The organism is Pseudomonas sp. TE6283 (genome assembly GCF_054060555.1).
This window is the reverse complement of the sequence record NZ_JBSSDH010000001.1, coordinates 401277-423946: the sequence shown is the minus strand read 5'-3', so window position 1 is coordinate 423946 and position 22670 is coordinate 401277. Positions and strand designations below refer to the sequence as shown.

The following is a 22670-nucleotide window of genomic DNA, read 5'->3' as shown; positions in this document are numbered from 1 at the left end:
TCGGACAATTGGCGCCGGAAACCGGCCAGATCGCCGGCGATTGCCCCGCCCGTTGGCAGGGGTAGGTTGGTACCGTCTGCCGACTATCGTCAATTTCCTACAAAAGATTCAGCACGCTCAGGCGGAGCGAAAAGGTACTGGCCAATGTCCGGGTTTGGGGGGCCATACAGGGCGCGGGGTGGGTGCTTGAATCCGCGGACGATCCCGTTTCAAGGAAGACCCGCCCATGCCTGTCGCCGATAGCTTCCCCCTGACCTGCGCCCAGCGCGATATCTGGCTGGACCAGATCAGCCACGGTGACTCGCCGCTCTACAACGTCGGCGGGTATCTGGAATTCGACGGCGCCGTGGACAGTGGTCTGCTGCGGCGCGCGCTGGCGCATCTGGTCGCGCTTCACGACGGGTTGCGCACGGTGCTGGTGCGCGAGGCGGGGGACGATGGCGTCGCTCGTCAGCGCTTTGTGGCCGGTTTGCAGGTGCCGCTGGACGAGCACGACCTGCGCGGGCAGGCCGAGCCGTTCGCCGCTGCGCAGCGTCTGGCCAAGACCTTGCTGCAACAGCCCTTCGCCCTTGAAACCGGACCGTTGCTGCGCATGGCATTGCTGCATGTGGATGCCGGGCGCAGCCTGCTGATGTTGCAGGCCCATCACCTGATCCTCGACGGCTGGGGCCTGGAGCAGTTGCTCCACCAGCTGGGCCAGTACTACGGTCTGCTTGAGCAGGGCCTGGCACTGCCGGACACGGCCCCGTCCTACCGAACATTCATCGAGGATGACCTGGCCTACCAGGGATCGGCCCGTCAGCAGCGCGATCTTGCCTATTGGCAAGGCCGTTACCCACAACTACCAGATGCGCTGCTGCAGCCCAAGGAACAGGGCCTGCCGCCAGGTGCCACGCCCAGCCATGCGCTGGAGCGCAGTTTCGACGGTGACCTGCTGGCGCGCATGCGGCAACTGGCCGACGAGCTGCAGGGATCGGTCGCCCATGTGCTGCTGGCGGCCTTGCACGTGTGCTGTGCCCGGGCCTGGCAGCGGGATGACTGGGTCGTCGGCCTGCCTGTGCGTAACCGTGGCAATGCGCGGGCCAAGGCGACCTTGGGCATGTTCGTCCAGGTCAATGCCTTGCGCATGGACTTCGGTCGGCATTTGAGCTTCGCCGAACTGGTGCGCGGTATCGGCGATGCCCTGCGGCGGGACCTGCGTCACCAGCGCCTGCCGCTCAGCGAGCTCAACCGGGCGCTGGGGCTATCCCGGGAGGCCCGTGGGCAATTGTTCGAGATCACCGTGTCCTACGAGGAAGAGGGCCACGACCTGCGCTATGGCAGCCTCGGCGCCCACAGCGTGAAGGTATGCAACGATCACGAGCCGACGCCGCTGTCGATCTACCTGCGCAGCAACCCGCACAATGGCAAGGCCTGGCTGCACCTGGTGCATAACCAGGCTTGGCTGGCCCCCGAAGAGGTCGAGGTGTTCACTGCGCGCCTGCTGCATGTGCTGGCCCAGGGGCTGGCGCGGCCGCAGGCGGGCATCGACGACTACGACCTGCTGTTGCCTGACGAGCAGCAGCGCCTGCGACTGTGGAATGCCACCGCCAGCGCTGCCCAAGGCCCGGCCCTGATCCATCGGCGCATCGAGGCCCAGGCCGCGCTGCGCGCCGGGGCGACGGCCGCCGTGCACAAGGGGCGCCACCTGAGTTATGCCGAGCTGAACAACCGCGCCAATCAGCTGGCCACCCAACTGCTGGCCCTGGGCGTGTTGCCGGAGCAACGGGTCGCCGTGGTCGCCCGCCGTGGCCTGGACACCCTGGTCGGCCTGCTGGCGGTGCTCAAGGCCGGCGCCGCCTATGTGCCGATCGATCCGGCGCACCCAGGCGAGCGCCTGCGCTACCTGCTCGACGATTGTGCGCCGAAGGTGGTGCTGACCCAGTCCGGCCTGCGCGAGCGTCTGCCAGCCATCGAGGTGCCGGTGATCGAGCTGGACCGCCTGCAACAGCCCGCGACGGCGTTCGCCGACCTCGAGGTGCCGGGTCTGTCGGGTTCTAGCCTGGTCTATGTGATCTACACCTCCGGCTCGACCGGTCAGCCCAAGGGCGTGATGATCGAGCACCGCATGCTCGCCAATTTGGTCGACTGGCACTGCGAAGCCTTCGATCTCCATCCTGGCAGCGCAACCTCCAGCCTGGCCGGTTTCGGCTTCGATGCCATGGCCTGGGAGATCTGGCCGGCTTTGTGCGCTGGCGCCACCCTGCACCTGGCACCGGTGGGCGAGGGCGGCGAGGACATCGACGCGCTGCTGCGCTGGTGGCGTGCCCAGCCGCTGCAGGTCAGCTTCCTGCCCACGCCGGTGGCCGAGCACGCCTTCGCCCAGGGCGAGCCACACCCCACCCTACAGACCTTGCTGGTCGGCGGCGATCGTTTGCGTCGACTGGCCCGCGAGCGAGGCTGGCGGATCATCAACAACTATGGGCCGACCGAGGCCACGGTGGTGGCCAGCGCAGGCGAGGTACGCCCGGGCCAAGTGCTGCACATTGGCGCGCCGGTGGCCAACACCCGGCTGTACGTGCTCGATGCCCAGGGCCGGCAACTGCCGATAGGTGCTGTCGGTGAGCTGTACATCGGCGGTGCGGGAGTCGCCCGCGGCTATCTGAACCGCCCCGAACTGACTGCCGAGCGCTTCCTCGACGACCCGTTCACCCTGCAGCATGGCGCCCGGATGTACCGCACGGGTGACCTGGTGCGCTGGTTGCCCGACGGTACCCTGGAGTACCTCGGGCGTAGCGACGACCAAGTGAAGATACGCGGCGTGCGGGTCGAACTGGGCGAGATCGAGAGCGCGCTGGCCAGTCATCCAGCCGTGCGCGAGGCGCTGGTGCTGCTGCGCGACGGCCAACTGGTGGCCTGGTACCTTGGCGAACAGCCGTCGACCCCGTTGCAGTTGCACGAGCACCTGCGCAGCCGCCTGCCGGCCGCCTTGCTGCCGAGCGCTTATGTGGCGATGGCGGCCTGGCCGTTGACTGCCAATGGCAAGCTTGACCGCCGCGCGTTGCCCGCGCCGGGCAACGAGGCCACGGTGCGGCGCGCCCACGAGCCGCCCCGAGGCGAGCTTGAACAGCGCCTGGCCGCGCTGTGGGCCGAGTTGCTGGAGGTGGAGCAGGTCGGACGGCACGATCATTTCTTCGAACTGGGCGGTCATTCGCTGCTGGCGGTGCGCCTGATCGAGCGCATGCGTCAGGCGGGGTTGCAGGTCGATGCCCGGGTCCTGTTCGGTCAGCCGACCTTGGCGAGCCTGGCCGCGTCGCTTGACGGCGCCCCCGTACAGTCGGTGGCGGCCAATCGCGTGGCTCCGGGCTGCCAGCGGATCACCCCAGAAATGCTGGCCCTGACCCACCTCGACCAGGCCTGCATCGACCGCATCGTCGACAGGGTGCCGGGCGGGGCGGCCAATGTGCAGGAAATCTACCCGCTGGCACCGCTGCAGGAGGGGCTGCTGTATCACCACCTCACCGAAGACCGTGACACGTACCAGCAACAGGCGCTGTTCGCCTTCGCCAGCCAGGCTGCGCTGGAGGCGTTCAACCGCGCCTTGGCCGGGGTCATCGAGCGTCACGACATCCTGCGTACCAGCCTGGCTTGGGAGGGCTTGGCGCAGCCGCAGCAAGTGGTGTGGCGCCAGGCCTGGTTGCCGCTGAGGGTGCTTGCGTCCGGTCCGGGCGACGCGGCCACCCGGCTGCGCGAAGAGGGACTGCGGCTGGACCTGCGCCAGGCGCCGATGATGGCTCTGGCCTGCATCGAGGACAGCGCGCGGCAGCGCTGGCTGGGGCTGCTGCACTTCCACCATCTGGTCAACGACGCCGTATCGGTGCAGGTGCTGCTGGCCGAACTGGCGGTGCTGATGGCGAACGAAGGGCATGCATTGCCCAGGCCGGTGCCCTACCGCAACTACGTTGCCATGAGCCGCGACGAGGCTCGGCAGGCGGGCCATGAAGTGTTCCTGCGCGAAGCACTGGCCGGGGTGGAGGCGCCGCCGAGGCTGGCCGGCATGGGCGAGGGGATCCAGACCCGTGTCGAGACCTGCGTCCTGACCGTTCCTGAGGACCTGGCCCTGGCCCTGCGCCAGCGCGTGCGCCAATACGACGTCGGCCTCGGCAGCCTGATGCACCTGGCCTGGGCCCAGGTGCTGGGGGCCTTGGGTGGTCGCGACGAGGTGGTGTTCGGCACCGTGCTGTTGGGGCGGGTGATGGCGGGCGAGGGCGCCGACCGGGCACTGGGCATGTTCATCAACAGCCTGCCGCTGCGGGTGTCGCTGGCTGGTCGCGACGTAGGCCAGGCGCTGGTCGGAATCCACGGCCAACTGGCGGCGCTGCTCGGGCACGAGGATGCGCCGCTGGTGCTGGCCCAGCGCTGCAGTGGCCTGCCCGCCGGCGTGGCACTGTTCGACAGCCTGCTCAACTACCGGCATGGCGCCGCGCACGACGCCGTAGCGTTGCCCGGGGTGACCCTGCTCGATGCCAGCGAGGTGCACAGTCACGCCCTGGTGTTGACCGTGGACGAGCAGGGCGACAGCCTGCGCCTGAGTGTGCGGGCACCTTGCGAGTTGGGTGCCGGGCGGGTGCTAGGGTTCGTTTCCTGCGCCCTGCAGGCGCTGGCTGGCGCCCTGCTCAGCGAAGCCCCGGTGGCGCTCGAGGCGCTACCGACCCTGCCGGAGACGGAGCGTGTGTATCTGCTGGAAACCCTCAACAGCACCGAGGTTGCGCTGGATCCCGCGTATCCGCACCTGCCGGCGCTGTTCGCCGCTCAGGTGCGACGCACGCCGGATGCCGTGGCGCTGCAGAGTGAAGACGCACAGCTCACCTACCGCGAGCTCGACGCCCAGGCCAATCGCCTGGCCCATCACTTGATCGGCCTTGGCGTGCGGCCCGACAGCCGGGTAGCGGTGTGCCTGGAGCGCGGCGCCTCGCTGATCGTCGGCCTGCTCGGCGTGCTCAAGGCCGGTGGCGCCTATGTTCCGCTGGACCCCGGCTACCCCGACGAACGCCTGCACTACATGCTGGCCGACAGCGCGCCCCTGGCACTGCTGCTGCACGGAGCCACCCGTGGCCTGTTCGAGGGCCAGTCGACACCGCTGGTGGATCTGGATCACGGTGACTGGCAGGTGCACGGCGACCATGCGCCGGAGCTGCCGGAACTGGGTGGCGGGCACCTGGCCTATGTCATGTACACCTCGGGCTCGACTGGCACGCCGAAAGGGGTGATGGTCGAGCACCGCGGGCTGTGCAACCTGATGCGCTGGGGCAGCGACCTGTGCCCGCCGCAGGCCGGCGACGCGCTGCTGCAGCGGGCGCCGTTCAGCTTCGACGGTTCGGTGTGGGAGTTGTTCTGGCCACTGTGCGCGGGCTTGCGCCTGGTGCTGGCGCGCCCCGACGGTCACCGCGATCCGGCTTACCTGGTGCAGCTTGTCCAGTCGCGCAGGGTGACCACCGTCAAGTTCGTTCCGGCCCTGCTGCAAGCGTTTCTCGACACCCCGGGCGTGGAGCGTTGCAGCAGCCTGCGCGATGTCTTCTGTGGTGGCGGCGAGCTGACTCTGGCGCTGGCACAACAGGTGCGCCAGGCCTTGCCCCAGGTACGCCTGCACAATGTCTATGGTCCCACCGAAGCTACCGTGGACAGCACCGCCTGGACCCTGGAGCCGCAGCAGCCGTTGCCCGTCGCCGCCCCGCCGATCGGGTGGGCGATCGGCAACACGCGGCTGTACGTGCTCGATGCCCATGACCGTCCGGTGCCTGTGGGTTGTGCCGGCGAACTGCACATCGGCGGCATCGGTGTGGCCCGCGGCTACCTGGGCTTGCCGGCGTTGCAGGCCGAGCGCTTCATCGCCAGTCCGTTCGTGGCCGGCGACCGCCTGTACCGAACCGGCGACCTGGTGCGCTATCGCGCCGATGGTGCGCTGGAGTTCCTCGGTCGCAACGACTTCCAGGTCAAGCTCAACGGCCTGCGCATCGAGCCGGGCGAGATCGAGGCGCTGCTGACGGCTCATCCGGACCTTGGCCAGGCGGTGGTGCTGGTGCGCGAGGAGCGCCTGGTGGCTTATGCCAGCTGTCGCGACGGCCATGGCGCGCCGACGCTGGAAACGCTGCGCGCCTACCTGCTGGCGCGACTGCCGGCCTACATGGTGCCCTCGGCCTATGTGCTGCTGGCCGAGTTGCCGCTGAGCCCCAATGGCAAGGTCGATCGCCGCGCCTTGCCGGCGCCGGGCGTGGAGGCGGTGATCAGTCGGGCCTACGAGGCGCCCCGTGACGAGCTGGAGCATACGCTGGCGCAGATCTGGACCGAAGTGCTGAAGATCGAGCAGGTCGGCCGCGACGACAACTTCTTCGAGCTGGGTGGGCACTCGCTGTTGGCGGTCAGCCTGGTGGCGCGCATGCGCCAGGCCGGGCTGCATGCCGATGCGCGCCTGTTGTTCAGTCAGCCGACCCTGGCGGGCCTGGCGGCCAACACCCGCCGCGGGCAGGAACAGGTGGCGATTGCGCAGACCACGATTCCGGCGCTCAAGGGCAGGCGGCGGATCTGACCGGTAGGGGCAGCTACTTCGGCGAAATGCGATAGACGCAGCGCCGATCCCCTGAAATCAGGTGTTCGCAACGCTCCACCAGTCCCTGCTCGCCGATCGCCGCCTGGAACACCTGCAGCTCGCTGCGGCAGAACCCCTGGCAGCGGGTGGCGGCGATGCAGATCGGGCAGTGGTTCTCGACGATCAGCCAGTCGTTGCCGTCGGCCTGCATTTCGGCCATGTAGCCGGCGCGCTCGCGCAACTGCACGAGGATGCGCACCTTGTCCTCCAGGCTCTGGCCATCGGCGCAGGCCTGCTGGTACTCACGGCTGTTGCTGTCTTCCATGCGGCTGATCAGGCGGTCGACCCCGTCGCTGCCGAACACCTGCTCGACGCTCTCGATCAGTTGCAGGGTCAGCACGCTGTGGGAGTCGGGGAAGCGGCGCTGGGCCGTGGCGGTCAGTGCCCATTTTTGCGAAGGGCGCCCGGCGCCCTTGGCCGGCACGCTGATGCCGCTGACCAGGTCGGCCGCCTGCAGTTTTTGCACCTGCTGGCGGGTGGCTTCGAAGGTGATGGCGAGCAGTTGGGCCAGGTCGGCGGTCTTGAGCGGCCCGCGGGTCTTGAGCAGGAACAGGATGCGGTCGGCGGTGCAGTTGGTATCAACGGTGGTCGAGGTCATGGAGCGCTGGAAACCGGGCGTGAATGAACGGATCGGGCACTCTCCTGGGCCATCCTTTGCGCAGGCAAGTGGGCGAAGGATAGCCCGGATTCGCGGTGATTTGTGCAAGAAGAGCGATTATCGATAAGAAAATTTATATGCGATAAAAATATAAAAGGTATTAGTTGTATTTTATGAGTCCGCGTCTAAGCTGACTTGCGGAGCCTGTGCTTGCCGGTCCCAGGGAGGGTGCGTGCAAGTTCATCGACACCTTGCTGGCAAATGCCGGGCATGGGCTCACCCACAATAACTCGACAGGGACGTGAGTGCATGAATGCCCAGAAACCCGTGACCATCTATGAACACGCCGACGAGCTGAACAGCCTGCAAGGCGTGGTCGACCTGGTGAAGCTCTCTGACCAGTACCGCCAGTCCGCCATCCTGCATTCGGCGCTGGCCCAGCGTGTGTTCGACCACACCCGCCAGCCGGTCAGCGCCCAGGCCCTGAGCGATGCGCTGGGTTGGGTGCCGAACAAGGGCCGCATCTTCCTCAACGCGCTGGTGGCCATGGGCCTGTTGAAGCGCACCGCCCAAGGTTTCGAGAACCTGCCGCTGAGCCAGCGTTTCCTGGTCAGCGACAGCGCCGAGTTCATCGGTCCGATCATCGACCACCAGCGCCTGCAGTGGCACAACTGGCCGCGCCTGGATGAAGTGCTGCGCAGCCGCTCCTCGCTGGATTTCCAGCAGGAAAACCGCTTCAAGCACGACCTGGCGGCCCGCGACGCCTTCAACGATGCCATGGTCCGCTTCAGCCAGCCCATGGTCGATGTGCTGCGTGACCTGCCGCTGTTCGACAAGGCCCGCCGGGTGATCGACCTGGCCGGTGGCCACGGCACCTACCTGGCCGAGATCGCCAGCCGAAATCCGCAGGTCAAGGGCGAGGTCTGGGACCTGGAGCCGACCCGCGAGGCCGCTGCGGCCACCTTCGCCAAGTACCGCCTCGACGACCGCCTGGGCTTCCATGCCCGCAACCTGCTGGACCTGGCGCAGTACCAGGGCGAGCGGGCCGACGTGGTGATGCTCAACGACTGCCTGCACTATTTCACCCGCGAGCAGGTGCGCACCCTGATCGCCGGCGCCGCCGGCATGGTCGAGGGCGACGGCGCGCTGCTGGTGCTGAGCATGGCCCTGGAGGATGACGAGATCCACCCGGTGCTGTCGGCCGACTTCTCCCTGCACATGATGCTCAACACGGTCAACGGCGAGCTGCACCCGACCCGCTACCTGATCGACAGCATGGCGTCGGCGGGGTTGAGCGTGGAGCAGGAGCCGATCGGCCGCTACACCCTGCTGATCGGACGGAGGGCTGCCTGATGCTGCGCTTGTTGGCATTGCATGCCGCGCCGCTTGGCGACGCGGCGGCCCAGGCCCTGGACAGCTTGGGCAGCGCGGCGGCGGCGGCAGGTTTCAGCCTGCAGGTCAGCCAGAATCCGGCCGGCCAGGGACCGGTGGACGCAGTCTGCCTGCTGCTCGACAGCGCCACGCCACCGGTTGCGTTGAACACGTTGCTCAATGAGGCCAGCGGGCTGTGCCGCAACACCGCGCTGGTGCTGGTCCGCGTGCAGGGTGCACTGGCACAGTTGCCGCCTGCCAGCGGCGTGATCGCCCAGTGGCAGCAGGCGAGCCAGGGCTTTCTCTATCCGTACTCGCTGGATATCGGCGCCGGGCAGGCGCCGGAACTGGCGATCAAGGACTGGCTCGCGGGCTTCGCCAAGTTCGCGGCCGCGACCAAGTTGTGGCGTTCGCTCGACGGCCTGGGCCTGGACGAAGCGGCGCGGGCCGCGCAGCGCCCCGAGCTGAACCACATCAATATCCTCACCCGCGACCTGGAAGCCTCCAAGGCGTTCTACAGCGACATCCTCGGCGCCAATTACTGCTACAACCTCGGCCCGCGCAAGGCTGTGATGGAGCTCAACGGCTTCGACTTCTTCATCGAACAGAGCGAGTCGTTCAGCTACCCGACCGGCTACCACATCGGTGTGCGTGCGCTGCCTGGGGATGTGCGGCGCATCGCCGAGCAGGTCACCGCTGCCGGCACCATCAAGCTGGTCAAGGGCAACGGCCCGGCGCCGGGCTACCACCATGGGCCGGACAACGTGCGCAGCGCCGTCTACTTCGAGGACCCGGATGGCCTGGTGATCGAGGTCTACAGCGCCGAAGTGGAGATGATCGAAAGCAACCCTCGGTTGCTCCTCGACCGCCTCTGACCCCACGTCGTCACAGGCCTGTCGCTCGGCGGGCCTGTGCCTAGGCAGGTATTTGCATGAACAGCTACAAACAGTGGCATTGGCCACGGCTGCCCAGCCCATTGCCCAAGGATGTCAGCGACCGGGCGTTGATGGGCTACCCAGCACACTACCAGGAGCATCCGTTGCAGGCGCAGGTCGCCACGGCGCTCGACGATCTGCTCCAGGCGCCGCTGGACGTCTTGCTGACGTTGCTCGAGCAGCCGCGCCAGCCGTTGGCCCGGCGTATTGCCGCCGGCGAGGTGCTGGCATTGCGCGGCGACCCGCGCATCGACACCTTCGACCCGCAGATGATCGATATCCCGGCGGCGCGGGTGCACATCGGCCTCGACCCGCGCGCGGTCGAACAGGTGATGGACCAGTTCGACGGGCTCGGTCTGGACCGCAGCTGGATCGACAAGGAGACCCCGCGTCACGCCGTGGAACTGGCGGCGTTCCGTATCGCCCGCTTCCCGGTGACGCACCAGGAGTACCGCCAGTTCCTGCTCGACAGCGGGCATGCCGGCATTCCCGACGGCTGGGCGTTCGGCCGTTATCCGCGGCACCACGCCAACCACCCGGTGTACAGCGTCTCGGCCAGTGACGCCGACGCTTACGCCCAGTGGCTCAGCGAGCGCACCGGCCGACGCTTTGCCCTGCCCAGCGAGGCGCAGTGGGAGTATGCCGCCGCCGGCCCCGAAGGACGTCAGTTCCCCTGGGGCGACGCCTACCAGGTCGAGCACGCCAACACCGCCGAGCTGGGCTACCTGGACAGCACGCCGGTCGGCGTGTTCTGCGACGCAGCCTCGCCCTTCGGGGTGCTGGACATGGCCGGCAACGTCGAGGAGTACGTGGCCGAGGACTACCGGCCATACCCCGGCGGCCCGCAGATCGAGGACGACCTGGTGCTCGATGTCGGCACCCACCGTGTGGCCCGCGGTGGCAGCTTTACCCGTTTCCGCGACCTGGCGCGCACCGCGCGCCGCCACGGGCGTTACCCGCGATCGATCTACGTCATGGGTTTTCGCCTGGTTGAAAACCACAACTGAGCTGTTCCGTCTTCCGTGCAAGAGGTCTGATTCCATGAACAAGGATGTTTCGCTTCACACCATCGTGCCGATTTCCATCCTCGGCGGCGATGTCGATGCCCATTTCTTCGGCTTCCACGGCTTCGAGCGTGACCAGGAGCATTTCGCCGTCGGCATCGGCCGCGAGCAGTGCGACGTGCCGTTGGTGCGGGTGCACTCCGAGTGCATCACCGGCGATGTGTTCGGCTCGCAGCGCTGCGATTGCGGCCCGCAGCTGCAGGAGGCGTTGCGCACCCTCAAGGAGGTGGGCGGCTACCTGATCTACCTGCGCCAGGAAGGGCGTGGCATCGGCCTGTACTCCAAGTTCGAGGCCTACCTGCTGCAGGACAAGGGCCTGGACACCTATGAAGCCAACCTGCGCCTGAACCACCTGGCCGACTCGCGCTCGTTCGATCCGGCCGTGCAGATCCTGCGGGCCCTGGGCGTGCACCAGTGCCGGTTGCTGACCAACAACCCGGAGAAGGTCGCCCAGCTGCGCGCCGGTGGCATCGATGTGATCGAACAGGTGCCCACCGGGGTGTTCCTTACCAATCACAACCGCAACTACCTGCAGGCGAAGGCCGTCAAGTCCAGCCATTCGATCAAGCTCTGACTCCAGCGAAAAAGGATCTTTCGATGAAACACATTGGCCCTATCAGCGGTATCGCCGCCCATGCCGCGCGCTTCGTCGCCACCGCCGGCTACGACAACCAGGTGATCTTGTGGAACGCCGCCACCGGCGAGCCGATCCACCGTGTGCACCACGACCACCTGGCCAACCAGTGCGCCTTCAGCAGTGACGGCAAGCACCTGGTCAGCGCCAGCAGCGACTACACCGCGCGCATCTGGGAAGTGCCGAGCATGCGCCTGAAAGCCGTACTGCAGGGGCACAACGACGATGTCGAGATGGCGGTGTTCTCGCCAGACAGCCAGCGCGTGGCGACCTGTTCGCGTGACCATGTGCTGCGCATCTTCGACCTCGACGGCGTGCTGTTGCAGGCGTTTCATGGCCACCAGGCCGACGTCATCTCGGTGGTCTGGTCGCCGGACGGCCAGCGCCTGATCTCCAGCAGTGACGACGGTACCGTGCGCCAGTGGGACACCCGCAGCGGCCAGCAATGCGACGAGGTGGACATCGGCGGCGTGGAGACCGACACCATCGCCATCACCCGCGAAGGCGTGGTGTTCGCCGGGGACGACGAGGGGCGCATCTCGATCATCGCCCAGGGCCAGGTGCAGACCGTGCCGGCCCACGCCGCCGGGATCAAGCGCATCGTCTGGAACGACGACAAGCGCCTGCTGGTGAGCCTGAGCTATGATCGTTCGGCGATCCTCTGGACCTTCGACGCCGCGCGCAACCTGGTCAAGCGCCGCAGTACCGCGCTGCCGAGCATCGTCTGGCCGCGCAGCTGCGCTTTTGTCGGCGACGAACAACTGGTGTTCGCCACCTTCGGCTCGCGCTACGCCACCTGGAACTACGAGAAGGACCAGTGGCAGGTGTCGGGCATCGAGCCGGCGGTAAGCATCAACGCCGTGGTGCGCAGCGAAGAGCGCCAGTACAGCATTGGCGATGCTGGCATTCTGCACCGTGACGACCAGCCGGTGACCAGTGTCGGCAGCCTGTGCAACTTCCTCCTGCCGTTCGGCCCGCTGCTGTTGACCGGCGGCCAGATGGGCCAGGTGTTCGATGGCCTGTCCGGGCGCATGCTGTACCAGCACCGTTCGCCACTCAACTGCGGCGCCACCTTCGTCAGGAATGGCGAAGACCTGGCGTTGATCGGCACCTATACCGGCGAAGGCCTGGTGTTCGGCCATGATGGCCAGGGCGGGCTGCGCCTGGTGGCGTCGATCCCCATGCATGACAACGCGATCAAGGGCGTGGCCGCCGACCAGCGCCACCTGTTCAGCGTCTGCGCCTCGGCCGATGCCGCGCTGCACAGCATCGAGGATTTCAGCAGCGTGCGGCATATCGAGGGGGCGCATACGCGTATTTCCAATGGTTGCTGCCCGATCACCGGCGGTTTCGCCAGCATCGGTCGCGACCTCAAGCTGCGCCTGTGGCTGGAGACCGGCGACGAGGTGTTCGACTCGCCGCACCAGCACTCGATCAAGTGCATCGCCGCCTCCGCTGATGGCCGGGTGATCGCCACCGCGGCCTACAACGGTACCGTGGCGCTGTTCGACCTGGTCTCGCGGCGCTGGCTGCCCATGCAGCGGCCGACCGCCAGCGGCATTTCCTGCCTGACCCACGACGCCGTCAGCGGCGCCTTCCTGGCCAGTTCCTATGACGGGCGCATCTACGGCATCGACGCCCGCCTGGCGTCCTGAAGGAGCAGCACATGAGCAAGCAAGCAAGTGACTTCATGGCCCAGGGCGATTACCGCAAGGCCCTCGATACTTCGTTCGTGCACCGCTACAGCCATGGCGAGGACGAGTGGTCGTGGGACATCGGCATGATCCAGGCGGCCCAGGCTTTCCTCGAGCGTCTCGACCCCCGTGCTGATCAGCATGTACTGGACATCGGCGTGGGCCGTGGCCGTGACGCCTCCACCTTCATCCTCGCCGGGCATCGGGTCACCGGCCTGGATATCGTCGAGAACTCCAGCTGGCCGTTGCTGCGCAAACGCTGGGGCGATCGCCTGGACCTGGTGAACAAGGCCATGCAGGACTGGCAGCCGGCGCCGGGCACGGTGTTCGACGCGGCCCTGGACAATGGCTGCTTCCACCACCAGCATCCGGACGAGTGGGGCGCGTACCTGGCCCATGTGCGCCGCCTGCTGCGCCCCGGCGCGCTGGTGGGGCTGAACGTGTTCGGGGTCGACGCGGCCCATCCGCAGCCGGGCTGGCGCGAGATGGACAACCAGCGCCAGGGCTACTTCTTCACCGACGATGGTATCCGCCAGACCCTTGAGGCCCATGGCTTCACCTGGGAGGGGCTGGAGGTGATCGAGCGCCAGCATGGCGAAGCCCGCTACCTGTTGGCGCTGGTGCGCACGTGAGTGCGATCGACCGCCATTACCTGGACATGGCCCTGGCGCTCGCCAGCCAGGGCCTGTACAGCACCATGCCCAACCCGCGGGTCGGTTGCGTGATCGTCAACGCCGGTCAGGTGGTAGGGCGCGGCTGGCATCAGCGCGCCGGCCAGGCCCACGCCGAAGTGCACGCCCTGCGCGAGGCGGGCACGGCTGCGCGCGGGGCGACCGCCTATGTGACCCTGGAACCCTGCGGCCACCAGGGTCGCACGCCGCCGTGCGCCGATGCCCTGGTGGCGGCAGGGGTAAGCCGGGTGGTCACGGCCAGCGGCGACGTCTCGCAGAGCATCGGCGCGGATCGCCTGCGCGAAGCCGGTATCGCGGTCGAGGCCTTGCCTTGCCCGCGGGCGCGTGCGCTCAATCGCGGATTCTTCTCGCGCATCGAGCGCCAGCGCCCGTGGGTGCGGGTGTTGCGTCCGGCGGCGCTGGAGATCGGCACGCTGGGCGAGGGTGTGATGCTCAGCCATTGCGACGAGCAGACGCCCCTGGCGCATTGGCGGGGCAGGGCCTCGGCGCTGCTGACCACTTGTGACTGGGTGAAGGCCTGCGACACCTCGCTGGTGGCGCAGGTTGCCGGGCAACGCGCCGAGCCGGTGGTGCCCTTGCGGGTATTGATCGACCAGGGGCTGGACTGCCCGGCTTCGGCCAAGGTGCTCGACGGGCGTGCGCCGACGCTGGTGTTGCATGGGGCGCAGGCGAGGCGGGACGGTCGGTATGCACGGGCCCGTTGCCAGGTGCTGGAGGATCTGGGTGCCTTGCGGGTACTACAGACGTTGCATGAGCTCGACTGCAACGAAGTCCAGGTCGAGGCTGAGCCGGCCTGGTGCGAGGCCTTGGCGCGCCAGGGGCTGGTGGATGAGTGGTTGGTGCAGGTCTAGCGGTCTGTGCTCTCCCTGAGCGGCCTTGCCGAGGCGTCGGACCGGTCGGAAAGGGGCGCGAAGCGGCCCCAGGATTTTGCGTTAGTGCAAAGATTGCCGGGGCTGCTGCGCAGCCCTTTCCGACCGGTCCGACGCCTCGGCAAGGCCGCTCCTACAGGGGAAGTGCGTAAGCCTCGATCATTTCAGCGACTGCAGATCAACCCGACCTGCAGGCTGTTCTGTTCGAACAGGTCCCAATACCCCGGCGGATGCGCCTTCTTGCGGATCCCGCTGATCAGCGGGGCAATCCAGCGCACATTGCGCAGGCCGACATCGTGGGCGGCCTGCTCGTAGACTGCCTTGTCCCAGCGGTAATAGGTGAAGTCCGCAGGCGGTGAGCTCATGAATTGCCCCTGGCAGCGCAGGCCGCCTTCCATCGGCTGCTCGTCCAGCACACGGATGCCGTATTCGGTGAAATTGCCCAAGGCCAGGTCGAAGGCGGGGTTCGCCGTGTAGGCGATCAGTTGTCCGTTCGGCTTGAGGTTGAGCGCGACGCTCTCGAACATGCGCCGCAGCTCGTCGACGCTGCCGGCGTAGTTGAACAGCCAGGCGGCGGTAACCTTGTCGAACTGGCCGATGCGGCCCATCTGCGCCACGTCGCGCACTTCGTAGGCGATGCCGTCGTTGGCCTGGCGCGCCTGGTAGATCATGCTCGGCGAGATGTCCACGCCGTGCACCCGAGCCGCGCCCCAGTCCTTCAGGCGGCGGCTGAAGAAGCCATGCCCGCAGGCCAGGTCGAGAATCTCGTCGCCGGTTACGTCGCCGGCCATGTAGCGAAACGTGTCGACCTCGACCCCGCGCTGGCTGGCGTGGCTGGTGAAGTCTTCGAACTGCTCGCTGATCCGCTCGTAGACTTCCTTGGATTCCTTCATGGGCACTCCTTGCTTTCAGAGGTGAGGCGCAGCGCCAACGGCAGGGCCAGCAGCGGTGCGCAGGCGAACACGGCGAACAGCCACAGCGCCGCCTGGCGCGCGCCTTGCTCGCCGCCGGGCTCCACCAGCCCGGCACCATTGGCGACCAGCCCGGCCAGGGCCGCAGCCAGGGCGGTGGCGTAAAGTTGCACGGTGGTGATCGAGGCCGAGGCGAGGTTTTCCTCGCCGGGGCGCGCTGCCTGCAGCACCCGGGTGAGCAGGTGCGGCCAGCCCAGGCCGATCCCCAGGCCCACGCCGGCCAGGGCCAGGGCGAACAAGGCCAGGCCCGGCGCGCTGGCGATCCAGGCCGGGGCGGGGGTCAGCAGGGCCAGGGCCAGCAGCGCCCCCGCGACCACCAGCGGCCCACAGCGGATCTGCCAGGCGCCGCCTTCACGGTCACGGCCGGCGCTGGCCAGGGCGCCGACCGTCCAGCCTGCGGCCATCACGGCGGTCAGGTAGCCGGCGGCGAGGGGGCCGAAACCATGGATGCGCTGGAGGAAGTAGGGCACATAGATTTCAGTGGTGATGGCTGCTACCAGCAGGCACATCATGGCGAACAGTGCGCCCATCGGTTGCCTGAGGCTGTAAGCGCCCGTGGGCAGCAGGTGGTGGCGCGCCCTGGGATCGAGGCGGGCGATCAGCGCGGCGATGGCCAGGCCGGCGACGATGCCGGCCAGGTTGATCCACAGACTGTCGGCCAGGCTGGCCGCACAGATCGCCAGCACCGAGGCCACCAGGCAGGCTATCAGCCCGTAGGCCGGGCGCGCGCCATTGTCGTCCAGCGCCTGGCGCGCCGGCAGGCGCAGGCAGACGATCAGCGCCAGGGCGCCAGCCACCGGCAACAGCGACCAGAATGCCCAGCGCCAGTGCCCGCCCTCGGCGAACAGCCCGCCCACGGCCGGGCCGCACAGCGTGGCCACGCCCCACATCGCCGAGACAAGGGCCATGGCGCGAGGCCACAGGCGGCTGTCGAACACCAGATGGATCAGCGCATAGCTCAAGGCGAACAGGATGCCGCCTCCCAGGCCCTGCACGCTACGCCCGAGCAGCAGCACCGGCATGCTCCCGGCCTGGGCGCAGAGCATTGAGCCAAGGGTGAACACCAGCAGTGCCAGCAGGTAGGCGACCCGCGGTCCGCCACGGGCCAGCAGGCGGGTGGAGAGGGTGGAGCCGATGATCGAGGCGACCACGAACAGGGTAGTGTTCCAGGCATAGAAGGCCAGCCCGCCGATCTCTTCGATCACCGTCGGTAGCAAGGTAGTGACGATGTAGACATTGATGGCGTGCAGGGCGACACCGCCAGCCAGGGCGATCGAGCGCAGCGCGTTGCCGCCGCTGAGCAGTTCGCTCCAACGGGCCGGCGGCTGTTCGGGGATGGCGGTCATGTACGCTCCTTGCGTGGTCCTGCGCTGGGATTCTAGGAGCCGGAAAATCATTATTCAAGGTATTGCTTGTGTAATTTGCTCGCGGTGGATTTGTTAGGATCGTGCTCTTTTGTCTTGCCTCAGGAGCGACATCCATGATCATCAGCACCACCAGCCAGCTCGACGGTCGCCCGATTGCCGAATACCTCGGCGTGGTCAGCGCCGAATCGGTGCAGGGGATCAACTTCGTGCGCGATTTCTTCGCGCGCTTTCGCGACGTCTTCGGCGGCCGCTCGCAGACCCTGGAGGGCGCGCTGAAGCTGGCCCGTGAGCAGGCCACCGAGGAACTCATGGCGAGGGCACGGCAGTTGCAAGCCGATGCGTTGGTGGGCGTGGACTTCGAGATCAGCATGCCGTCGGTACAGGGTGGCATGGTCGTGGTGTTCGCCACCGGCACGGCGGTACGTCTGAAGTAAGGCCAGTTGCCATTGGTCGGGCCAGGAGATTTTGCCCGGCTGGTCTGCAAATGACCGGCTAGTCTCACTTCAACGGACCGTCGCTTCACTAGGCAGGTGTATTGCCTGCCGGCACGGTTGCCATTGGAGGGAGACAGGGCATGAGCGAATCCTATTTCGAAGACCTGAACGATGCGTTTCCGATCAACAGCCAGGTACGCTGCGGCCAGGCGGCTGTTCGCCTGGGCTTTTCCAACATGACCCTGGACGAGTCGGAGCAACTGCAACCGGCGCACCTGCAACGGGCCAAGAAGGGGCGTTTCACCCCGCGTGTCCCGTCGAAGAAGTGAACCTGCGTTGACCTCATAAGCCCGCTCTCACAAGCAGGAGCGGGCTTGCCCCGCATCACGTTTGATCAATCAACACGAAACCGCCCGACGGCACGCCTTTCCCGCCATTTCTTGACCCCGCTCATGGTATCGGTGCGTCCCCCTCGCCGACGGCCCGAGGCTGTGCTTTTCTTGCGCGGGATTTCAGACACGGAGTATCGACTTCAATGCGAATCAGGGAAGAGACCTACTGGCAGTGGGCCGATGCGCAGCTGCACAGTCGCTGTCACGACGAGGAACTCAGCGACGGCACCAGCTTCGATGTGCAGGTGCGCCTATCCAGGGTCGGTGCCACACAGTTGTTTCTCGGACTGTATGCGCGCAGCGGCGAGGCCTTGCTCGAGGAGTACTACCCCTCGCGGCCGGGCGAAACCATGACCCGTGCGCTGGTCTGGGGCGTGGATCGCGCCCGCGCCCTGGCAACCGGCGCTTTGCCATTGCCGGAGCAGGTGTCACGTCGGCGCCTCGCCTAGCAGCAATGAAAAAGCCCGGCCTTTTCAGGCCGGGCTCAAGAAACGGTGTGCTGCGCCGGTTCAGTTCAGCGCGTCGATCACCTTGATTGCCTGCCGTTCGCGGGCGGCGGGCCATTCTTGTTGCAGGGTCTGCAGTACGCGACCGACGAAGGTGGTGTCGGCGGCGGCCTTCCTGCCGACGTAGCCCTGGCCACGGCGGTAGACCTTGAAGCGGGCGCGCATGCTGGGCATGTGTGATTCGAATTCGGCTTCGACCGTGTTCGGCGGCAGGCGGTCCAGGCGGACCTCACCGGACTGGCTGACCCACAGCAGGTGGTCGTCGAGGCTGTCCTTGCGCGCGGCGAACAGACGGGCCAATTGGTCGATGGTTGGATTGTTGTTCAAGTTCATCATAAAGCCCCCATTACTCTCATTCGTCGGTGAAGTTCGGCTGAAGTTCACATTCGGCGCCACACCATGTAGCGCGCTAACCAAGGCTGCTACAGCAGCTTCGCAACAGGGGCTTTCTCACGCTGCCTTCTGGGCAGTTTCCCTCTCCACGGACGGCCTGCGTTACCGCGCAGGCCGTCTGGAACACCCTTGCCACCGCTCCCGATCGGGGAGACGGCTTCATCATGCACAAGGCGCGGGAAGGGCGTCAACAGGTTTGTAGTGATTATTTTTAGTCACTACATCTTGTCGGACAATCCTCCCGGTTCTGTCACGCCAGTCCGTTGTCGCCGTGCTCGAGGTAGCCGGGGCGTTGCCGCAGGCGCTCATGATAGGCCTCCAGTGCCGGCAACTGCGGGTGCTCCAGCGGCGTGCGCCGCCAGCGGTTGAGGGACAGGCCGATGGCCACGTCGGCGAGGCTGAAGGCGTCGCCGGCGACATAGGCGCCGGTGGCCTGCAGGCGCGCTTCGAGCAGGCGCATCCTGGCCGTCCACTGGGCGCTGCTGGCGGCCAGCAGCGCAGGGTCCTGATGCGCCGGCGATTGACGCACCAGCGACATGAACGGGTAGCGCCAGGCGTCGTTGAGGTCGGTGGCCTGCCAGTCGAGCCACTGGTCTACCGCGGCGCGGGCGCGCGGGGCGCCGGGGTAGAGCGCCTCGCCGCCGTACTGGTTGACCAGGTAGCGCAGGATGGTATTGGACTCCCACAGCACGAAGTCGCCATCGACGATCACCGGCACCATGGCGTTGGGGTTCAGCGCCAGGAACTCGGGGGTGTCGGTGGCACGAAAGCCACTGCCCCAGTCTTCGCGCTGGAACGGCAGGTTCAGTTCGGCGCAGGTCCACAGTACCTTGCGCACGTTGATCGACGAGGCCTTGCCCAGGATCTTCAGCATGTCACGGCTCCAGGCTGGAAAGGATCCGTTGCGCGGCGCGCACGCGTTCTTCGTTGGGGTAGTTGCGGTTGGCCAGCAGCACGATGCCCATCTGCCTGGACGGCACGAACGCCACGTAGGCACCGAAGCCGCCGGTGGCGCCGGTCTTGTTGTACCAGGCGCCAGGGTCGGCGGGCAGCGCCGGGGTCAGCGCCTGGATCGGGTTTTCTCCGCGGATGATTTTGGCGCCGTTGTATTCCAACAAGGTGTCGAGGCTGACCGGGTAGGGGTAGCGCTCCCAGCCCAGGCCCTGGATCATCGCGCCGACCTGGAAGTAACCGGACTGGGTGATGGCGATGGCCTTGCGCATGGCGGGGTCAAGCGTGTCCGGCTGAAGTTGCAGTTGCACATAGTGCAGCATGTCGCTGGCGCTGGTCTTGATGCCGTAGGCCTGCTCGGCGTAGGGGCCCGGGTTGACCCGCACCGGCTGGTCCTTGGCGTCGTAGCCTTGCGCGTAGAGCCCGCGGGCGCTGGCCGGAACCTCCAGGTAAGTGTGCTTGAGCCCCAGGCGGGGCAGCACCTGCTGGGTCATCAGTTCGGCGAACGGTTGTTGCTGGGCGCGGGCCGCCAGGTCACCGAACAGGCCCAGGCTGGGGTTGGAGTAGCAGCGGTGGGTGCCGGGTGCGAAGCGGGGCTGCCAGTGCTGGAACCAGGCCAGGGTCTGGGCCGGCGTCTGTACTTCATCGGGGAACTGCAAGGGCAGGCAGTCACCGCTGTAGGTCCCCAGTTCCAGCACGCTGGCCTTGCCGATCGAGGCCTTGGCCAGGGCCGGCTGGTAGCGGCTGGCGGGGGCCTGCAAGTCGAGCTTGCCTTCGGCGCTGGCCAGGGCGGCGAGGGTCGCGGTGTAGGTCTTGCTCACCGAGCCGACCTCGAACAGCGTGTCGCGACTCACCGGCTGGCGGCTGGCCTTGTCGGCCAGGCCGTAGTTGAAGTAATGCGACTGGCCGTTGGCATACACCGCCACGGCCATGCCGGCGATGCCTTGCTCGCGCATCAGCGCCGGGATGACGTCATCGACGGTGGCTTGCAGGTTGTTGGCCAGCAGGGGGGGCGCGGCCAGCGTCAGGGCGGTGGCCAGCAGCAGGCGAGGGGGGCGTTTCATGGTGGGCGTTCCTTGTCGTGGATCAGGGGCGTGGCGAAGCGAGGTGTCCGTTGGGCGACACCGACAGGGGTTCCGGCGTTAGCGGCACAAAGGCCAAGACCTTATCGTCCGGGCTTGCACAAAGACAAGACGGAAACTGTGATGAGATATCTACGGATGCTGTTCGACAACTTCACCCTGGCACTGCTCGGGGTGGTGTTCATCGCCACCGTACTGCCGTGCTCCGGCGAGGGCGCGCTGCTGTTCGGCTGGTTGACCAACCTGGCCATCGGCCTGCTGTTCTTCCTGCACGGCGCCAAGCTGTCGCGTGAGGCGATCATCGCCGGTGCCGGTCACTGGCGCCTGCACCTGCTGGTGTTCACCTGCACCTTCGTGCTGTTCCCGCTGCTGGGGCTGGCGTTCAAGCCGCTGTTCGTGCCGCTGGTGGGCAATGAACTTTACCTGGGCGTGCTGTACCTGTGCGCCTTGCCGGCCACGGTGCAGTCGGCGATCGCCTTCACCTCGCTGGCCCGGGGTAACGTGCCGGCGGCGATCTGCAGCGCGGCGGCCTCGAGCCTGCTGGGGATCTTCTTGACGCCGCTGCTGGTGATGCTGCTGCTGGGCGCTTCGGGCGACACCGGCTCCGGGCTGGACGCGGTACTGAAGATCACCTTGCAGTTGCTGGTGCCCTTCGTCGCCGGGCAGGTCGCCCGCCGCTGGATCGGCGCCTGGGTCAAGCGCAATGCACGCTGGCTGAAGGTGGTGGACCAGGGCTCGATCCTGCTGGTGGTGTACACCGCCTTCAGCGAGGCGGTGGTCACCGGCCTGTGGCACACGGTTTCGCCGCAGCACCTGGCCGGGCTGTTCGCCGTGTGCGGCATCCTGCTGGCGGTGGTGCTGCTGGGCACACGACTGCTCGGGCGAGTGCTGGGGTTCAATGTCGAGGACCGCATCACTATCCTGTTCGCCGGTTCCAAGAAGAGCCTGGCGACGGGCGTGCCCATGGCGCAGGTGTTGTTCGTCGGTGGCGGCATCGGGGCGATGATCCTGCCGTTGATGCTGTTTCATCAGATCCAGCTGATGGTCTGCGCGGTGCTGGCGCAGCGGTATGCGGCGCGGGTGGAGGCGGGGGATCCTGAGGCGGGCGTCACGGTGAAATGATGCGCTGCGTTCACTGACCCACCGATGTTTGCAATCGCGCCAGCGCAGGCCCTTCGCGTTGGCGCTCGAACACCTGCACCGACACCTCCAGCAATCCGGCCCGTGCCTGTGCGATTCGTTGTTCGCAGCGCAGGCGCAAACGCCCCTGGTCGCATTCGAACTGCCTGACGCCGGGCTTCGCGCCGCCCTCCAGGCGCAGTTCGGCCAGGCGCCCCTGGGCCGCCAGCAGGGCCAGCCCCTTGTCGCGCAACAGCCCGTTGCCCTGGGTCATCAAGCCGGTGGCGCGCACGGCGGCGGCCATGGCCACGGCGACGATGGTCAATGCCACCAACACTTCGATCAGGGTGAAACCGTCCTCGGTGGTGCGCACAGGAGCTCCATTTCGCGCAGGCCAAAGCGGCACTGTAGAGCGGCGCGATGACGGTTTGACGACGCCGACTCCCGAGCTTTTTCAATATCCGTGACATACCGGCTTGCCACAATCGGCCCCCGATTCGAACTCACGCAAGGAATGCCGAGATGCAGATCGCCCGCCGCAACATGCCCGCCCATCGACTCCGCCAGCAGGGCTTCACCCTGATCGAGATCATGGTGGTGGTGGTGATCCTCGGGATTCTCGCGGCGATGGTGGTGCCCAAGGTGCTCGATCGCCCCGACCAGGCTCGCGCCACCGCGGCGCGCCAGGATATCGGCGGGCTGATGCAGGCACTCAAGCTGTACCGACTGGACAACGGCGCCTACCCCAACCAGAACCAGGGCCTGAAGGTGCTGGTGGAAAAACCGGCCCAGGCCAAGGACGGCCAATGGCGCGCCTACCTCGACCGCCTGCCCAACGACCCCTGGGGGCGCCCGTACCAGTACCTGAACCCGGGCGCCAACGGTGAGATCGATGTGTTCTCCCTGGGCGCCGACGGCCAGGCTGGCGGCGACGGGGTGAATGCCGATCTCGGCTCCTGGCAGTTGTGACCGG

General features: G+C 67.1%; 20 protein-coding genes. 13 read left to right on the top strand and 7 right to left on the bottom strand.

Going from position 1 to position 22670, the window contains the following annotated elements; all coding sequences use genetic code 11:
* Nucleotides 1-226 precede the first annotated feature (226 nt).
* Nucleotides 227-6565, top strand: a complete 6339-nt coding sequence (locus ACVWZ5_RS02140; protein WP_457340377.1) for an amino acid adenylation domain-containing protein — start codon at nucleotides 227-229, stop codon at nucleotides 6563-6565.
* 13 nt (nucleotides 6566-6578) lie between these two features.
* Here ACVWZ5_RS02140 and ACVWZ5_RS02135 read toward each other — a convergent pair whose 3' ends face one another.
* Entirely contained in the window at nucleotides 6579-7223 is a 645-nt protein-coding gene (locus ACVWZ5_RS02135; protein ID WP_028691691.1) for a helix-turn-helix transcriptional regulator, read from the bottom strand.
* 309 nt (nucleotides 7224-7532) lie between these two features.
* Between ACVWZ5_RS02135 and ACVWZ5_RS02130 the strand changes: the two genes are divergently transcribed.
* From ACVWZ5_RS02130 to ribD, 7 genes are read left to right on the top strand one after another with little or no spacing between them, the layout of a single operon-like run.
* Nucleotides 7533-8576 (top strand): methyltransferase, encoded by a 1044-nt coding sequence (locus tag ACVWZ5_RS02130; protein ID WP_457340376.1) that lies wholly within the window; start codon nucleotides 7533-7535, stop codon nucleotides 8574-8576.
* Entirely contained in the window at nucleotides 8576-9469 is an 894-nt protein-coding gene (locus ACVWZ5_RS02125; protein WP_028691689.1) for a VOC family protein, read from the top strand. Before ACVWZ5_RS02130 ends, ACVWZ5_RS02125 begins: the two co-directional genes overlap by 1 nt.
* 56 nt (nucleotides 9470-9525) lie before the next feature.
* Nucleotides 9526-10536, top strand: coding sequence for a formylglycine-generating enzyme family protein (locus ACVWZ5_RS02120; protein ID WP_457340375.1), 1011 nt, complete (start codon nucleotides 9526-9528; stop codon nucleotides 10534-10536).
* A gap of 34 nt (nucleotides 10537-10570) precedes the next feature.
* Nucleotides 10571-11167 (top strand): GTP cyclohydrolase II RibA, encoded by a 597-nt coding sequence (gene ribA, locus ACVWZ5_RS02115; RefSeq protein ID WP_062573650.1) that lies wholly within the window; start codon nucleotides 10571-10573, stop codon nucleotides 11165-11167.
* A gap of 23 nt (nucleotides 11168-11190) precedes the next feature.
* Nucleotides 11191-12882: a WD40 repeat domain-containing protein gene (locus ACVWZ5_RS02110; RefSeq protein WP_457340374.1), complete on the top strand. Its 1692-nt coding sequence runs from the start codon at nucleotides 11191-11193 to the stop codon at nucleotides 12880-12882.
* Nucleotides 12883-12893: 11 nt separating this feature from the next.
* Nucleotides 12894-13553 (top strand): SAM-dependent methyltransferase, encoded by a 660-nt coding sequence (locus ACVWZ5_RS02105; protein WP_028691685.1) that lies wholly within the window; start codon nucleotides 12894-12896, stop codon nucleotides 13551-13553.
* Entirely contained in the window at nucleotides 13550-14464 is a 915-nt protein-coding gene (ribD, locus tag ACVWZ5_RS02100; RefSeq protein WP_062573652.1) for a bifunctional diaminohydroxyphosphoribosylaminopyrimidine deaminase/5-amino-6-(5-phosphoribosylamino)uracil reductase RibD, read from the top strand. Before ACVWZ5_RS02105 ends, ribD begins: the two co-directional genes overlap by 4 nt.
* A 182-nt stretch (nucleotides 14465-14646) precedes the next feature.
* Here ribD and ACVWZ5_RS02095 read toward each other — a convergent pair whose 3' ends face one another.
* The gene (locus tag ACVWZ5_RS02095; RefSeq protein ID WP_457340373.1) at nucleotides 14647-15375 is read right to left on the bottom strand and encodes a class I SAM-dependent methyltransferase; all 729 of its coding nucleotides are present in this window, start codon (nucleotides 15373-15375) and stop codon (nucleotides 14647-14649) included.
* A complete protein-coding gene (locus ACVWZ5_RS02090; protein ID WP_457340372.1) occupies nucleotides 15372-16799 on the bottom strand; it encodes an MFS transporter in 1428 nt (475 codons plus the stop codon). Before ACVWZ5_RS02090 ends, ACVWZ5_RS02095 begins: the two co-directional genes overlap by 4 nt.
* Before the next feature lie 134 nt (nucleotides 16800-16933).
* Here ACVWZ5_RS02090 and ACVWZ5_RS02085 point away from each other — a divergent pair, with 134 nt between their 5' ends.
* The 3 genes from ACVWZ5_RS02085 to ACVWZ5_RS02075 all read left to right on the top strand — a co-directional run bounded on the left by ACVWZ5_RS02085 (nucleotide 16934) and on the right by ACVWZ5_RS02075 (nucleotide 18095).
* Nucleotides 16934-17254, top strand: a complete 321-nt coding sequence (locus tag ACVWZ5_RS02085) for a YbjQ family protein (RefSeq protein ID WP_028691682.1) — start codon at nucleotides 16934-16936, stop codon at nucleotides 17252-17254.
* Between the two features lie 140 nt (nucleotides 17255-17394).
* Nucleotides 17395-17583 carry a hypothetical protein gene (locus tag ACVWZ5_RS02080; RefSeq protein ID WP_457340371.1) on the top strand — a complete coding sequence of 63 codons (189 nt, stop codon included), beginning with the start codon at nucleotides 17395-17397 and terminating at the stop codon, nucleotides 17581-17583.
* A 206-nt stretch (nucleotides 17584-17789) separates the two neighbouring features.
* Nucleotides 17790-18095, top strand: a complete 306-nt coding sequence (locus tag ACVWZ5_RS02075; RefSeq protein WP_062573655.1) for a hypothetical protein — start codon at nucleotides 17790-17792, stop codon at nucleotides 18093-18095.
* Nucleotides 18096-18155: 60 nt separating this feature from the next.
* Here ACVWZ5_RS02075 and ACVWZ5_RS02070 read toward each other — a convergent pair whose 3' ends face one another.
* From ACVWZ5_RS02070 to ampC, 3 genes are all read right to left on the bottom strand, one after another.
* Nucleotides 18156-18488 carry a hypothetical protein gene (locus ACVWZ5_RS02070; protein WP_050706130.1) on the bottom strand — a complete coding sequence of 111 codons (333 nt, stop codon included), beginning with the start codon at nucleotides 18486-18488 and terminating at the stop codon, nucleotides 18156-18158.
* A 307-nt stretch (nucleotides 18489-18795) separates the two neighbouring features.
* Nucleotides 18796-19419 carry a glutathione S-transferase family protein gene (locus ACVWZ5_RS02065; RefSeq protein WP_062573656.1) on the bottom strand — a complete coding sequence of 208 codons (624 nt, stop codon included), beginning with the start codon at nucleotides 19417-19419 and terminating at the stop codon, nucleotides 18796-18798.
* Nucleotide 19420: 1 nt separating this feature from the next.
* On the bottom strand, nucleotides 19421-20560 hold the full coding sequence (gene ampC, locus ACVWZ5_RS02060; protein WP_084941512.1) for a class C beta-lactamase: 1140 nt from the start codon (nucleotides 20558-20560) through the stop codon (nucleotides 19421-19423).
* A 141-nt stretch (nucleotides 20561-20701) separates the two neighbouring features.
* Here ampC and ACVWZ5_RS02055 point away from each other — a divergent pair, with 141 nt between their 5' ends.
* Nucleotides 20702-21700 carry a bile acid:sodium symporter family protein gene (locus ACVWZ5_RS02055; RefSeq protein ID WP_062573658.1) on the top strand — a complete coding sequence of 333 codons (999 nt, stop codon included), beginning with the start codon at nucleotides 20702-20704 and terminating at the stop codon, nucleotides 21698-21700.
* Nucleotides 21701-21710: 10 nt separating this feature from the next.
* Here ACVWZ5_RS02055 and gspI read toward each other — a convergent pair whose 3' ends face one another.
* Complete coding sequence (gene gspI, locus ACVWZ5_RS02050; RefSeq protein WP_062573659.1) at nucleotides 21711-22070, bottom strand: type II secretion system minor pseudopilin GspI; 360 nt, start codon at nucleotides 22068-22070, stop codon at nucleotides 21711-21713.
* Nucleotides 22071-22219: 149 nt separating this feature from the next.
* Here gspI and gspG point away from each other — a divergent pair, with 149 nt between their 5' ends.
* The gene (gene gspG, locus ACVWZ5_RS02045; protein WP_062573660.1) at nucleotides 22220-22666 is read left to right on the top strand and encodes a type II secretion system major pseudopilin GspG; all 447 of its coding nucleotides are present in this window, start codon (nucleotides 22220-22222) and stop codon (nucleotides 22664-22666) included.
* Nucleotides 22667-22670: the final 4 nt, after the last annotated feature.

Bases quoted from the DNA above. Each gene is read 5' to 3' on its own strand.
- ACVWZ5_RS02140 (WP_457340377.1), top strand. From the start codon at position 227: ATGCCTGTCGCCGATAGCTTCCCCCTGACCTGCGCCCAGCGCGATATC.
- ACVWZ5_RS02135 (WP_028691691.1), bottom strand. From the start codon at position 7,223: ATGACCTCGACCACCGTTGATACCAACTGCACCGCCGACCGCATCCTG.
- ACVWZ5_RS02130 (WP_457340376.1), top strand. From the start codon at position 7,533: ATGAATGCCCAGAAACCCGTGACCATCTATGAACACGCCGACGAGCTG.
- ACVWZ5_RS02125 (WP_028691689.1), top strand. From the start codon at position 8,576: ATGCTGCGCTTGTTGGCATTGCATGCCGCGCCGCTTGGCGACGCGGCG.
- ACVWZ5_RS02120 (WP_457340375.1), top strand. From the start codon at position 9,526: ATGAACAGCTACAAACAGTGGCATTGGCCACGGCTGCCCAGCCCATTG.
- ribA (WP_062573650.1), top strand. From the start codon at position 10,571: ATGAACAAGGATGTTTCGCTTCACACCATCGTGCCGATTTCCATCCTC.
- ACVWZ5_RS02110 (WP_457340374.1), top strand. From the start codon at position 11,191: ATGAAACACATTGGCCCTATCAGCGGTATCGCCGCCCATGCCGCGCGC.
- ACVWZ5_RS02105 (WP_028691685.1), top strand. From the start codon at position 12,894: ATGAGCAAGCAAGCAAGTGACTTCATGGCCCAGGGCGATTACCGCAAG.
- ACVWZ5_RS02095 (WP_457340373.1), bottom strand. From the start codon at position 15,375: ATGAAGGAATCCAAGGAAGTCTACGAGCGGATCAGCGAGCAGTTCGAA.
- ACVWZ5_RS02090 (WP_457340372.1), bottom strand. From the start codon at position 16,799: ATGACCGCCATCCCCGAACAGCCGCCGGCCCGTTGGAGCGAACTGCTC.
- ACVWZ5_RS02085 (WP_028691682.1), top strand. From the start codon at position 16,934: ATGATCATCAGCACCACCAGCCAGCTCGACGGTCGCCCGATTGCCGAA.
- ACVWZ5_RS02080 (WP_457340371.1), top strand. From the start codon at position 17,395: ATGAGCGAATCCTATTTCGAAGACCTGAACGATGCGTTTCCGATCAAC.
- ACVWZ5_RS02075 (WP_062573655.1), top strand. From the start codon at position 17,790: ATGCGAATCAGGGAAGAGACCTACTGGCAGTGGGCCGATGCGCAGCTG.
- ACVWZ5_RS02070 (WP_050706130.1), bottom strand. From the start codon at position 18,488: ATGATGAACTTGAACAACAATCCAACCATCGACCAATTGGCCCGTCTG.
- ACVWZ5_RS02065 (WP_062573656.1), bottom strand. From the start codon at position 19,419: ATGCTGAAGATCCTGGGCAAGGCCTCGTCGATCAACGTGCGCAAGGTA.
- ampC (WP_084941512.1), bottom strand. From the start codon at position 20,560: ATGAAACGCCCCCCTCGCCTGCTGCTGGCCACCGCCCTGACGCTGGCC.
- ACVWZ5_RS02055 (WP_062573658.1), top strand. From the start codon at position 20,702: ATGAGATATCTACGGATGCTGTTCGACAACTTCACCCTGGCACTGCTC.
- gspG (WP_062573660.1), top strand. From the start codon at position 22,220: ATGCAGATCGCCCGCCGCAACATGCCCGCCCATCGACTCCGCCAGCAG.